This is a genomic window from Paraburkholderia sp. BCC1884 (assembly GCF_900996225.1).
Taxonomy (GTDB): Bacteria; Pseudomonadota; Gammaproteobacteria; order Burkholderiales; family Burkholderiaceae; genus Paraburkholderia.
Window position 1 is genome coordinate 52,237 of record NZ_CAAJGL010000011.1, and the last position, 13,041, is coordinate 65,277.

At 63.4% G+C, this 13,041-nt stretch carries 11 protein-coding genes; 5 read left to right on the forward strand and 6 right to left on the reverse strand.

The window, feature by feature from the left end; translation table 11 throughout:
* Positions 1-322 precede the first annotated feature (322 nt).
* The 4 genes from FQ705_RS00285 to FQ705_RS00300 form a co-directional block, all read right to left on the reverse strand.
* The gene (locus FQ705_RS00285; protein WP_144137477.1) at positions 323-1,609 is read right to left on the reverse strand and encodes a c-type cytochrome; all 1,287 of its coding nucleotides are present in this window, start codon (positions 1,607-1,609) and stop codon (positions 323-325) included.
* The gene (locus FQ705_RS00290) at positions 1,606-2,235 is read right to left on the reverse strand and encodes a (2Fe-2S)-binding protein (protein WP_144137478.1); all 630 of its coding nucleotides are present in this window, start codon (positions 2,233-2,235) and stop codon (positions 1,606-1,608) included. The genes FQ705_RS00285 and FQ705_RS00290 overlap by 4 nt, the downstream gene beginning before the upstream one ends.
* Entirely contained in the window at positions 2,232-5,060 is a 2,829-nt protein-coding gene (locus tag FQ705_RS00295) for a xanthine dehydrogenase family protein molybdopterin-binding subunit (RefSeq protein ID WP_144137479.1), read from the reverse strand. The genes FQ705_RS00290 and FQ705_RS00295 overlap by 4 nt, the downstream gene beginning before the upstream one ends.
* A gap of 422 nt (positions 5,061-5,482) precedes the next feature.
* The gene (locus FQ705_RS00300) at positions 5,483-6,238 is read right to left on the reverse strand and encodes a DeoR/GlpR family DNA-binding transcription regulator (protein WP_144137480.1); all 756 of its coding nucleotides are present in this window, start codon (positions 6,236-6,238) and stop codon (positions 5,483-5,485) included.
* A gap of 113 nt (positions 6,239-6,351) precedes the next feature.
* Between FQ705_RS00300 and FQ705_RS00305 the strand changes: the two genes are divergently transcribed.
* Both FQ705_RS00305 and FQ705_RS00310 read left to right on the forward strand, forming a co-directional pair.
* Positions 6,352-6,939: an NUDIX domain-containing protein gene (locus tag FQ705_RS00305; protein WP_144137481.1), complete on the forward strand. Its 588-nt coding sequence runs from the start codon at positions 6,352-6,354 to the stop codon at positions 6,937-6,939.
* A gap of 183 nt (positions 6,940-7,122) precedes the next feature.
* Positions 7,123-7,422, forward strand: a complete 300-nt coding sequence (locus tag FQ705_RS00310; protein WP_260854347.1) for a hypothetical protein — start codon at positions 7,123-7,125, stop codon at positions 7,420-7,422.
* Between the two features lie 27 nt (positions 7,423-7,449).
* Here FQ705_RS00310 and FQ705_RS00315 read toward each other — a convergent pair whose 3' ends face one another.
* Positions 7,450-8,610, reverse strand: coding sequence for a porin (locus FQ705_RS00315; RefSeq protein WP_144137482.1), 1,161 nt, complete (start codon positions 8,608-8,610; stop codon positions 7,450-7,452).
* 503 nt (positions 8,611-9,113) lie between these two features.
* Between FQ705_RS00315 and FQ705_RS00320 the strand changes: the two genes are divergently transcribed.
* Positions 9,114-10,223 (forward strand): OpgC domain-containing protein, encoded by a 1,110-nt coding sequence (locus FQ705_RS00320; protein WP_144137483.1) that lies wholly within the window; start codon positions 9,114-9,116, stop codon positions 10,221-10,223.
* 33 nt (positions 10,224-10,256) lie between these two features.
* Positions 10,257-11,135 carry an alpha/beta hydrolase gene (locus FQ705_RS00325; RefSeq protein ID WP_144137484.1) on the forward strand — a complete coding sequence of 293 codons (879 nt, stop codon included), beginning with the start codon at positions 10,257-10,259 and terminating at the stop codon, positions 11,133-11,135.
* Positions 11,136-11,158: 23 nt separating this feature from the next.
* Here FQ705_RS00325 and FQ705_RS00330 read toward each other — a convergent pair whose 3' ends face one another.
* A complete protein-coding gene (locus FQ705_RS00330; RefSeq protein WP_144137485.1) occupies positions 11,159-12,250 on the reverse strand; it encodes an AI-2E family transporter in 1,092 nt (363 codons plus the stop codon).
* A 375-nt stretch (positions 12,251-12,625) separates the two neighbouring features.
* Between FQ705_RS00330 and FQ705_RS00335 the strand changes: the two genes are divergently transcribed.
* Positions 12,626-12,904 (forward strand): DUF3331 domain-containing protein, encoded by a 279-nt coding sequence (locus FQ705_RS00335; protein WP_144137486.1) that lies wholly within the window; start codon positions 12,626-12,628, stop codon positions 12,902-12,904.
* The last annotated feature ends 137 nt before the right edge of the window (positions 12,905-13,041 follow it).

The following is a 13,041-nucleotide window of genomic DNA, read 5'->3' on the forward strand; positions in this document are numbered from 1 at the left end:
CGATTAAAATTCACGCGGAATTGTAAAGTGCGTCTTATAAAAAACGCCTCATCCCACACAGATTGATACAACCGATACAACCGTTACGCCCGCTCACGCAGACTTCGTTGCAGGTGCAACGTGTACGGCCGGTTGTGCAGCGGCGTGCCTGCGAGCACACGGCTGCCTACGATCTAACGGCAAATCACCGCCAAAACTTGAATCGCAAGGCATGAGGACCAAGCGCGCGCATAAAAAAAACCGGCGCCCACTTGATTTCGGGCGCCGGCTTCTCACTTCGACGTTGAGCGCCTGAACTGCGGCGCTTCACGCATGACAACGGTTATCGCAACGCCTGCACCGCATCCGTCGTGACCACGCCGGATTGGCCGCCCCACGTGACGCGCAGATAGTTCGCGAGCTGAGCGAGTTCCGCGTCGCTGAGTTGGCTGGCGAAGCCTGGCATCTCCTGCATCCGTTCGAGGCCAGGAAAATCCTGTGCGCCGATACCGTCGAGCATCGCGACGATCAGATTGTGGGCATCGCTCTGACGCAGCGTCGAGTTGCCGCGCATCGGCACCGCGACGTGCGGCTTGCCTTCGCCATTCGCACCGTGGCAGCCGGCGCAGACCGCGAGATACACGTTGCGCCCGGCCTCGAGTTGCGCAGCATCCGCGGAGACCGACTTTAACGGCTGCAACGGCCGCGGCGCAGGCGCCGTATCGCCGAGCAGGTAGGTCGTCATGGCGCGCAAGTCGTCGTGTGTCAGATACTGGCTGCTCAGATGCACCACCGGATACATCTCGCCGAATGCCGAGCCCTGCGGCGCGATGCCGGTAGCGAAGAAAGTCTGCAGATCAGCGGCTGTCCAGCCACGCGCGGCGAGACCGTGAGGCGTGATATCCGGCGCGGCGATCCGGCCGAGGGCCGCGCCCGTCAGCGGCTTCGCGCCGTCGAGTTGGCCGAACTTGCCACGCGGCGTGTGACACTCGGCGCAATGACCAAGTGCGCTCGCCAGGTAGCGTCCGCGCTTCCAGTCGGCCGACGCTTCGGGCGTTTGTCCCTTCGACGCATCCGGCAATGCATCTTGCAGGAACACCCAGTTCCAGAAACGCACGCCGAAGCGCAGGTTGAATGGGAACGACAGTTCCGGTGCATGGTTCGCCACCGCGGCCGGCTTGCGTGCCATCAGGTAGGCGTAGATCGCGTCGCTGTCCGCACGCGACAACTGGCGATACGACGTGTACGGCATCGCCGGATAGAGCTGCTTGCTCGGCGTGACGCCGTCATGTAGCGCCTTGTACAGGTCGTCCGCGCTCCAGTTGCCGATGCCGTGTTCCTTGTCGGGCGTGATGTTGGTGCCGTAGAAAGTGCCGAACGGCGAGGCCAGTTTCACGCCGCCGGCGAACGGCGCGCCCTCTGCCGTGGTGTGGCAGGCGGCGCAATCGGCCGCTTTGACGAGATAGCGGCCACGCGCAAGCGGATCGGCGGCGGTGGCTTGCGGTCCCAGGGCCGCGGCTGCGGCGACCCGCGCGGCTCCCGCGTCGTCGTGCTGACCGCACGCGCTCAGCGCCAGCGCCGTGCCGAGCAGCAACAGCGCGCGGCGCAAGTTGATTGGGCGGTTCGTCATGCGGCGTCCTTCACGAGACCGGGCATTGTCATCACGACTTCCTTCACGGCTTCGTAGTAGCGCACGTAACCCGTGCAGCGGCAGATGTGATCGTTTAGCGCAGCCGTGATGGTTTCCTCGACCTCGTCCTTCGTCACCGGCTGACGCTTCAGACGTTCGATCAGCACCGTGGCCGCATTCACGAAGCCCGGCGTGCAGTAGCCGCACTGAAAGCTGAAGTGCTCGAGAAACTTCTGCTGCAGCGGCGAGAGTTCGACGACTTCACCGGCTTCGTTGCGTTTGGCGTGACCTTCGATCGTGCGAATGGTTTTACCGTGAAAGAAGTTCGCGCCGGTGATGCAGGTGCGCACTTCCTCGCTGGTGCCGTCGGGGTTGTCGACGATCACCACGCACGCATGACAGACGCCCTGGCCGCAGCCGAGTCGCGAGCCGGTCAGATGCAGATATTCGTGCAGGTAGTCGATCATCATCAGACCGGCGGGCACCTCGGCCGGCCCGACGATTTCGCCATTCACCTTGATCGACAGCGGCAGCGTGCGGAAATGCGTCAACGGACGCTCGACCACGGTGGCGGCCGGCGCGCTGGCGGCTGCAGCGGGAGTTTGAGTTTGAGTGGGGGCCGTCATGCGAGCACCTCCTGGATACGTTGCGATGTGACCGGCAGGTCGGTGAAGCGATGTCCGATCGCGTGGGCGATGCCATTCACGATGGCGCCGACCACCGGAATCATCACGACTTCGGCGATGCCCTTGGGCGGATCGGTGTCGGTGAGCGGCGGCAGCACTTCACCGGTTTGGGTCCAGACGGCGACGTCGCTCGCGCGCGGCAGGTGGTAGCGATTGAAGTTCCACGTGCCGTTGCCGGGACCGTCTTCGTAAAGCGGCAGATACTCGTGCAGCGCGTGGCCGATGCCCATCGCGAGGCCACCCTGCAACTGACCCGACACGAGTTGCGGCGAGATCTGATTGCCGCACTCCATGATCGAATGATGCGCCAGCAACTCGACCTTGCCGCTCGCCTCATGAACCGACAACTCGACCAGCGTGCCGACAGCGCTGTAGTAAGTCACCGCGGCGTTGTTGCGCTGAACCGGTGCAATGAAGACACGCTGACGATCGAGCACGCGGTACTGATTCGGCGTGGTCTGCAGCTTCTTGAGCGCGTCGGGCGCGTGGTCGCCGTAGCGCAGCGCGAGACCGTCCAGCGGCAAGCGCACGATATTGCCGTCGATCTCGAAGTCGGCTTCGGTCCATTGCCAGCGATTGAACACGTGCACCGTTGCGCCGGTCACGAGTCCGAGTTCGTGCGCTTTGCTGGCTAGCTGTTCGAATGGCAACGCTTCGAGGCCCGCCGCGGAGAGCTTGCCGTCGACCCAGCGCGCGTCTTCGATACGCACCACCAGCGGCGCGGCCTGGCCGCCGCCGCTGCCCTGACTCCAGATCGCCATCGCCGCCGGCCACAAGCCGTGCGTGAACACGACGCGTGCCGCTTCGCGCGTGCTGTGCGTGAAATAGAACGCGGAGTTCGTCGCGCTCGACGGCGACGCGTAGCCCGGCGACCAGCGCGGATTGGCCGCGAGCTTGTCCTGATCCGCCTGCGACGTCATGTACGGATCGCCGCTCGTGACCACCGGCAGATCGGGCCAGTCGGTGAGCGCCACGTGCACGTCGGTGGCCGGTTTGCCGAGCCACTTCGCGACCGCGATGGCCTGCGAAGTCGATACACCCGTGCCGATTTCGGCGGCCGTGTGTTGCAGGCTGATCTTGCCGTCGGCGGTGAACTCGACCTTCGCGAACGAAGTCTCGGCACCCGTGCCGAAGTCTTTCTGCACGCAGGCGAAACCCACGCCGTAACGCTTGCCCGGATGCGCGGTCTCGAACTCGGCCTTGCGCTTCGCGCGATTCACCCACAGCGGATGCACCTTGGCCTTGTTCAACACATCGTCGACGCGAATCGCACCCGCCGGCACCGCGCCTTGCGTGTTCTTCATGCCGGAACGCAGCGCGTTTTTCAGGCGGAAATCGATCGGATCGAGCTTCAATTGCGCGGCGATTTCGTCGACCATCATTTCGGTCGCGGCCATGCTTTGCAGCGTGCCGTAGCCGCGCGCGGAACCGGCGTCGACCGCACGCGAGGCAATCGCCACCGCCGAGAGATCGTTCTTCGGAAAGTAATAGATCGACTGCGCAGCCGTTGCGCCGACCATCGCCACCGAGGGCGAGAAGTTGCAGCGTCCGCCGCCGTTCGCTTCCATCTCGGCCTTGAACGATTGCAGCAGGCCGCTCTTTTTATCGACGGCGACGCGGTACTTCATTTTGAACGCGTGCCGCTTCAGCGAGGTCTGGAACTGCTCATAGCGATCGTTGGCAAGACGGACCGGCCGGCCATTCGCATACATCGCGCAGACGAGCCCGTAGAACGGCACGTTGAAGTGATCTTTCGAACCGTAGCCGACCGTGTAGCACGGGTGCATGAAGACGTTCTTCACCGGAAACGCGCACTTCGCAACCATGCCGGCGGCGCTGTCGACCACCTCCGATGGCGCCTGCGTCGGCACGACCATATGCAGCGATTGCGTCGCGGCGTCGTACCAGCAGTTTGCGTTGTCGGGTTCGAGTGCGGCGGTATCGATCGACTGCGTGTTGTACTCGCGCTCCATCACGAGCCAGTCCGCCGACGGCTGATCCAGTTCCTGCTGGATCTGTGCGGCATGAAACATACCCTGCTCGTCGAGCTTGCCGTGCTCGACGCCGTCCGGCCACACCGGCTGATGCTTGCGCATCGCGCTCGGGAATACGGGCGCGTCTTTCAGGCTGGAAAAGATATCGTCGTCGTAGGCGGTCTTGCCTCCCACGCGCACGAAGCGGAACGTGCCCCACGGATCGCGTTCGAGCGGACCGGTCTGCGCGCCGTAACGGATGATCTGATCCTGGAACTTGAGTTTGTCTTTCGCAAAACGGAAGCGCGCGAAATCGTGATAGATCAGGATGGCGACCGCGTGGCCGAGATACGCCGGCGTCTTGCCTGGCGGCAGCAACATGTCGTCGCCGTAAAACGCCGGGAAGACCAGGCCGTCACGCGTCAGATCGTCGGCGGTAACCACGCGGTCCGGTTGCAGTTCGTCGCCGAGCAGCGTCAGGTCGAAACCCTCGTAGCTGCGATCGGCCTGGGTCGCTCGCAGAATGAAGGCGTGCGATTGCTGTTGTGGCCAGTGCGGCATGTCGGCGGCGCGAATGTCGCGCGCAAAGACTTTCGAACCGGTCACCTTGGCAATCCCGTCGATGCGGAATTTCGCCTGGCCATTGGCCGCATCCCATTGCACCGGCGTGAGGATTTTTTCTTCGAACAACGCAGCAAATGCGCGGCTGCCGATCGGCGCGATATACACCGACACGCCCGCCACGATGCTGGCCTTCAGAAAACTGCGCCGCGAGAGGTCGAGTTTTCCCATGGTCTTCTCCTTTAGTGAAAACGACGGCAACCCGGCGGCAGAAGCGGCGCGCCATCACGTCGCGCGCGCGTCGGCGTGCGGCCATAGGCGCACTGGACGGCTGGAACCTCGAGGGAGGGTTTCGAACTACGCGCGCGTCTTCGAGCCCGCGCGTAGCGACGATCGGCGAACTGCGACAAGCATCGCTTCGGTTACGCCGCGTTCGATCTGATTGACCTTGAACTACCGTGAGTTGCCATTTATTCTCTGCCCGACCGGGGGCAAAGCCGGCGATTATCACGTCGATTCGCCATCGGGTGGGTCAAATTTTGTCCCGCTATTTCATAAATAACGGATTGGGTATGAACCGCTATTACGAAGCTTTACGGCGGTTTTCGTGGCGATTTAGTGTGGTCGCCGAGCGGTTCAATTACGTCGCCGCACTACGCCCGAACGATCGTGATACCCAAGGCTTCGAACGGCGCGCTCAAGGCTTCGGCCGTGCTCCGCTCCACCACGAGCGTGCTCGCCGCCGTCACGTCCGCGATCTTGTAGGCCGACGCCGCATTGAGCTTTTCCGCCGACGCCAGCACGACGGTCTCCGCTGCGTGCCCGGCGATGGCGCGCTTCACATAGGCTTCCTCCAGATCGCCGGTGCTCAAACCCGCTTGCGGATGCACGCCGGTCGCGCCCATGAAGTACAGATCGGCGCGGATGTGGCTGAGCGCTTCAATCGCCGCCGCGCCGACGTTGACCATCGAGTGCCGGAATAGACGCCCGCCGATCATGATGACCTCCAGCTGCGCATGGTCTGCGAGCTCGACCGCGATGCTCGGGCTGTGCGTGACGATCGTCGCGCGCAGGTCGCGCGGCAGGTGACGGGCCAGTTGCACGGCCGTCGTGCCGCCGTCGATGAACACGATCTGCCCGTGCGCGATCATGCCGGCCGCAGCCCGGCCGATCGCCGCTTTCGACACCGATTCGATCCGCTCGCGCCCGGCCAGGTCTGCCGCAGCGGGCGACGCCAGCAGCGCGCCGCCGTGCACGCGCTGCAGGCGGCCTTCGCTGGCAAGCTCGCGCAGATCGCGGCGGACGGTGTCTTCCGACACGTCGAATTCGACGCTCAAGGTCTTGGCGACCACCTGACCGTCGCGTTTGAGCGCGTCGAGTATCAACTGTTTTCTTTGCGATGTGAGCATGGTGACCGGCGACGTTTGCACGAAATTACTTGTTTTTGCACGATATCGCACGATACCATGATTCGCTTGCGGTGCGAACCGCCCTGCGAACCCTCTGGGAAAGGATGCGAGCTATGAACAAGATTGCCGAACGGGTGCGGATCGTCGACGTCGAGGTGCTGTCGGACGACTGGTACGTGCTGAAAAAGACCACCTTCGACTACCGCCGCGCCGACGGCAGCTGGCAGCGTCAGAGTCGCGAAACCTACGACCGCGGCAACGGCGCCACGCTGCTGCTCTACGATCCGCGCGGGCGCACAGTCGTGCTGACGCGGCAGTTCCGCCTGCCGGCCTTCGTCAACGGTCATCACGGCATGTTGATCGAGGCGCCCGCCGGGTTGCTGGAGGCGGCGTCGCCCGAAGAACGGATTCGCGCGGAAGTCGAGGAAGAAACCGGCTATCGCGTGCACGAAGTACGCAAGGTGTTCGAAGCCTTCATGAGTCCGGGGTCGGTCACGGAGAAACTGCACTTCTTCGTCGCCCAATACGATGCGGTGGCGAAAGTCGGCGCGGGCGGCGGCGTGGCCGAAGAAGGCGAGGACATCGAAGTGCTGGAACTGCCGGTCGACGAAGCGCTTGCGATGATCGGGCGCGGCGAGATCGTCGACGGTAAGACCATCATGCTGTTGCAGTACGCCAGGCTGAATCTGTTCGCCGCGTAGAAAGACGGCGTCTTTCCGACCTATCCGACGCCCCATGAGGAAACGGCCGATGGAGAGAACTCACTGAAACAAATATTCTGAACGGTCGTTTTTCCGTCAGATTATTTTTGCTTCGTCGGCGTCACCCCGTTGACGAAAGAAGTTGAGGTGCAAGTGGATTCTCTCAGTTCGGCGAACCGGTTCATGAACGGTTTTTTCTTCGGCACTCTGGTGGCCGCCGTCGTCATGGTGCTGCTGTGCCACGCCGGTGAATTGTCGCCGTTCATGGCCAAACTGCAGGCCGTGCCGCAGGTCGTCGTGACCGCGCTGGTGTCGCTGGTCATCGTCGACGCAAAGCCGTTGGCCTATAAAACCGTGTGGCGCGAACGCCGCTGCAGTTTCGTCCTTGACGAAGACCTGAGCGCGACCTTGCGCGGCAGAAGCTTCGGCATTCCGGCGGGCGTGATCGTCGGCATTCTGTTTCAGAATTACGTGATGAACTGAACGCACTCGTGCGCGGATCAACCCTCGCTAGAATTTATGCCGGATCGCGGCGCGCACCACAACCTGCTTCGAGGTCGAGGAAGGCGCCTGGGTGCCGGGCGTGAAGGCGTCGTCGAGAATCGAATAGGTCGGGTCGCCGGTCACCTGCTGATACTCGCCCTGAATGTAGACGTCCGTGCGCTTGGACAAGTTGTAATCCGCCATCAGGCCGAACGAGTGAATCTTCGGTTTGACGCCACCGTTCGAGGCGTCGTAAGTTTCCATCGTGTAGACGTACTGCGCGCCGACGAAAAGCATCGGTGAAATCTGGTATTTGCCGTTCACCTCGAAGTTCTGATATTTGAGCGAGTTCAACAGCACACCCGGCGGCAGAAGCGGCGTCACGCCGAGATAGCCGTTGCCGGTCGGATCCAGATAGTTCGAATTCGTGTACGCGAAGCCCGCGGTGGCCGGACCGAAGTTGTAGGTGAGACCGCCGCCGAACACGCGCATGCGGGCGGCGATGAAGCTGGCGTCGTTCGCCGTGATCGCCCCGATTGCGCCGTTGCCCGGATTGTCAGCCTGCAGATACGCGCCCGCCACCAGCAGTCCGCCGTACGCATACTGTCCGCCGAAACTGTAGGCGCGATTGTTGGCAAAATTCGTGTCGTTGCTAAAGCTGTACACGCCGCCGAACTGAAAGCCGGAAATCGACGGACTGGTGTACTTGACCGCGTTGTCGAGGCGAAACGAGTTGTCGGTGTTGTCGTTGTCGTACGGGTGCGAGAACAGTTCGCCGGCCCACGCGCCGTTGGCCGTGGTCTGGGCCAGATAGTCGACCACCGAATCGTACTGGCGCCCCACGGTCAGGCTGCCGAATGTCTGCGTGCTCAAGCCGACGAAGGCCTGCCGGCCGAACATGCGACCACCCTGATTGAAACGACCGGAACTCACGTCGAAGCCGTTTTCCAGCTGGAAGATCGCTTTCAGGCCGCCGCCCAGATCCTCCGAGCCTTTGAGGCCCCAGCGGCTGCCTTGCGCGTCGCCGCTCGCAAGTTCGTAGACATGGCCGCGACCGGCGTTGTTGGTGTAGTTGATGCCCTCGTCGAGCACGCCGTACAGCGTGACGCTGGTTTGCGCCGACGCAGGCGTGACGAATGCGGCAGACAAAGCGGCGGAGACAGCCAGCGCGAACACTTGCTTGTTCATGAAGATCTCCCTGCACTCGAGCAATGGGACAACTCGATCCGACCGCTTTTTTTAGTCAGCGCTTTGACAGGTGCCGTTCGACCCGGCGCGCTTTACGGAAATCCTCACACGCCGTTAGGCCGCCGTCCATTGGGGCCCGCTTCCTTCTCTTAAAATGTTGCGAAATCTCCACTGGCCGTGCTGCCCTCTTCTTTCCTGGCGCTCATTCAGGTAAACGGCGCGGCGCCCGCGGGACTTGAATTGCAGCGCGCCCAGATGCGGCTTGCGGGTTGCCGGGTTGGCAGCGGCGCTGTCACATAAAGAAATATAATCGAAAGCTTTCGCCGCTCCGCGGCGGAACTCGGTGGTTTCAACGGGGTCATTTTCACAAGCCCCTGCCATTGCGCCGGGACCGGGCGCAACTCCCCATCCGATATTCAGAAAGCCTTGTGAGACGTCCGCTGCGCTGAGATAGCGCGCCGTCGCACGGGGCTGATTTTGGCAATACATTCCGGCATCACACAATGCAAAAAACGTCTTCCCGTTTAATTGAGCTCGATTTTTTTCGCGGGCTGGTTCTGCTGATCATCGTCGTCGATCACATCGGCGGCAGCATTCTGTCGCGTTTCACGTTGCACGCCTACGCGTTGTGCGACGCCGCCGAAGTGTTCGTCTTCCTCGGCGGCTTCGCGACCGCCACCGCGTATGCGGCGCTCGCGGAGCGGCGCAACGAGACGATCGCGCGTGGCCGTTTCCTGCGGCGCTCGCTGGAGATCTACCGCGCGTTCCTCGTAACTGCTGCGCTCATGCTGCTGGTCAGCGCCGTGCTGAGCGCGTTCAGCATCGACGGCCCGAACCTCGCCACCACCGACCTCGACGATCTGATGGACACGCCGGTGGCAGCCTTGCGCGACATCCTGCTGTTCCGCCGTCAGCCGTATCTTGCCTCGGTACTGCCGATGTACGCCTTCTTCGCGCTGCTGGTGCCGATGATCCTGCCGCTCGCGCGCCGCAAGCCGTGGCTGCTGCTGGCCGGCAGCATCGCCTTGTGGGCAGGCGCGCCGGCGATCGACGCCTATCTGCCCGCCGCGCCCGATATGCACTGGGACTTCAACCCGTTCGCCTGGCAGTTGCTGTTCGTGCTCGGCGTGCTGGCGCGTTGCCAGCCGGTTTATCAGCGCATCAGCGCACACCGGCTGAGCTGGCTGGTCAGTCTGCTGGCCCTGACGGTGGTCGCGGCGGCGGCTTACTACAAACTCTTCATCGAACACGAGCCGCTCGACGCCAGTTTCAAACAGAACCTCTCCTACTTGCGCGCGGTCAACTTTCTCGCCATGGCCTGGCTGGTTGCGAATCTGATCCAGCTCGGCTGGGCCAACAAGCTCGCTCAATGGCTGCCGTGGGTCGGCGTGATCGGCCGCAAGGGATTGCTGTGCTTCATCGCCGGCGCGGTGATTTCGCTCGTAGTCGACTCGGTGCTATACGCCGCCACCGACGGTTACCTGAACTACCCGCTCGGCCTGCTCGCCGACGCCGTCGCGGTCGGCGCGCTGCTCAGCGTGGCGTTGGCGGCCGAGCCTTTCAGGCGCGGCGTCGCCCGGCTGTTCAGCGCGCGCCTGCGTACCACCACCTGACCCTCGCGCCGACCCGCTCGGCTCTATTCCGGTATGCGTTTATTTTCCCGTTCCGCACTCTTCGGACTGTGCGTCGCCGTTGTCGTGTCCGCGCCGTCGCATGCCAGCACCGTGGTCAACCGCAGCTTCCATTCCGACGCCTTGGGCCGCGACTGGTCCTACACGGTCTATCTGCCCACCGGCTATCGCCACGACGCGCCGCGCCTGCCGGTGCTCTATCTTCTGCACGGCAATAACGGCGACGCCAACGACTGGCTCACGCAAGGTCATCTGCAAGCGGCCGCCGATGGGCTGATCGAGCGCAAGGACATGCCGCCGATCGTCATCGTGATGCCACAAGGCGGTACGGATTGGTGGGTCGATCGCAAGGAAAAGAGGGAGAGCGCATTCTTCGACGACCTGCTGCCCGAGATCGAAACGCGCTATGCGGTCGCGACTCAGCGCAGCGCAAGGATGATCGGCGGCGTCTCGATGGGCGGCTTCGGCGCGCTGCGTTACGCGCTGACGCAGCCAGAGCGCTTTTGCGGCGCGCTGCTGCTGAGTCCCGCGATCTATGCCAATGAGCCGCCGCGCGCGTCGGCGGCACGGCGCGTCGGCGTATTCGGCGAGCGCGAATTCGAGCCGCATGTGTGGCACGAGCTCAACTATCCGGCGCAGTGGGAGCGCTATATGAGCCGGCCGTATCGCCTGCCCATGTTCATCGCCGCCGGCGACGACGACCTCGCGATCCAGGCCGACGCGTCCACGCTCTACACGCATCTGCGGCTCGCAGGCAATCCGGCGGCGCTGCGCATCATCGACGGCGGCCATACCTGGGATGTCTGGAGCGCTCTCCTGCCTGCGGCATTGCAGTACACCGCCCGTTGCGTGAAGCCTGCTGCACAGGAGCATCCCTCGACCCAGCGGCCTTGAATCCGCCTGCAAACCGCGTGCAGTTATTGCACGAGATCGGTCCATAAGACCATCAACACCGTCATCAGCGCGGGGCCGATGAAGATGCCCAGCAGACCAAATGTTTCCGCCCCGCCGAGGATGCCGAACAGCACGAGCAGGAACGGCAGGCGCGTGGCGTTGCCGATCAGCACCGGCCGCACGAAGTGCTCGGCGATGAACACCACCACCGAGCCGAACACGGCAACGCCGATCGCGCCGGCCACCGACCCCTGCGAGACCAGCCACAAGGCCGCCAGACCGAATGTGAGCGGCGCGCAGAAGGGCAGCATCGCCGCGACCGCCGTGATCAGCGCGAGCAGCGCGACGTGCGGCAGGCCGACCACGAAATAAGCGACGCCCATGAGCGCGCCCTCGCCCAGCCCCACCACGACCAGCCCCGACACCGTGCCGCGCACCGCCGCGGCCATGCGCTCGGAAAGCCGCACGCCGTCTTCGCCGAAGCCGCGCCGCGCCGCCTTGATCAGCGAACCGGACAGACGTGGCCCCGCCTGGAAGATCACGAACAGCGTGACCAGCATGAAGGCGAACACCACCACTGCATGCGCCGCGCGCAAGCTGAAGCGCCGGCCCCACGTGATGACCGTGGTGCTGTGCAGGCCTTTCATCGCCGCGGAGTCGCGCAAGGGTTGAGCGAGATTGGCTTGCCACCAGCTGGTGACCTGCTGCACGCCCATCGGCAGATGCTGGATCACGTCCGGCATGGCGATGCCGTTTTCTTCCACGTCTTTGAACCAGTCGTAGAGGTCATGCGCTTCGCGCAAGGCCTGCGCGATCGCAATGCCCACCGGCAACACCACCAGCAGCGCGATAGCCAGCGTCAACCCGGCCGCGATCAGGGTCGTGCGTCCGGTGAACCAGCGATTGCCCTCGACCTTGCGCAGCAGCGGCCACAGCGCAATCGCGATCACGCCGGCCCAGGCCACGACTGCGATGAAATCGCGCACGACCCACAAAGCCAGCAGCACCAGCCCAATGTACAGCACGAGCAGCGCGGCTTTCTGCTTCTTCCTGCGATCCGGTGCGTCGGGCGCGTCCAGCGGTTTGGGCGGTGCAACGGGTGGGAGTGAATTCATGAAGGCCTTTCTGACTATCGGGACGAGCCCGCCGAGGTTTGTGTTCGCGTTTGCGTGCGCGTGAGCCGACCGGAAAAATTCATATCCGCTACACTGATGTCACACGGTCGCTCATCAATAACTCCATCTTAAAGGAAGCGCCGGCCCCGTTTGCAGGCGTAGTCCTTGTCGCGCCGCACACAACACTGCGTTGCAAAAATGCACGCTATCCACAAACTCCCGTGAATACGCCCCGCAAAGCCCCGTCGTTGCGAGTGAGCGTACTTGTCAAGTTTCATTGTTGCTGAAACGAGAACAGTGTTTCAACGGCAGCACAATGGCTATCCGGCGCGCGCGGGACTACATTCGGCACACCACAATACGGAGCCGACGACGATGACCCTAGAGTCCATCCCCCTTGACGGTACCAATGGCGTGCGCATCGAGATTCTCGAGCGCTCCGACACGACGCTGGTGATCCGCTGGGTCGAACCGGGACGATGTCATTACGGCGAACAGCGCTGGCGCCGTCGCTCGGCGCATACGTCCGGGACCTGCGCCGTGTCGCGCCGCAAGATCCGCCGCGGCGACGCGGTCTTCAAGCCGGCCGAACGTCCGGCGCCTTCGAATGCCTCCGCCATGATCTGCGCCGAACTGCTGGAGTGCGCCGTCTGAGACCCGATTGCGGCGCCACGCCGCGTGCGCTAAGGTGGATCCCTTGCGTCGAGTCACCCTGCCGGCCGAACGCGTGACGGTTGCGTGACCCGCACTTCCACCTAGCGCCGCGGCCCTTGCGGCGCCGTTCGAGGGCT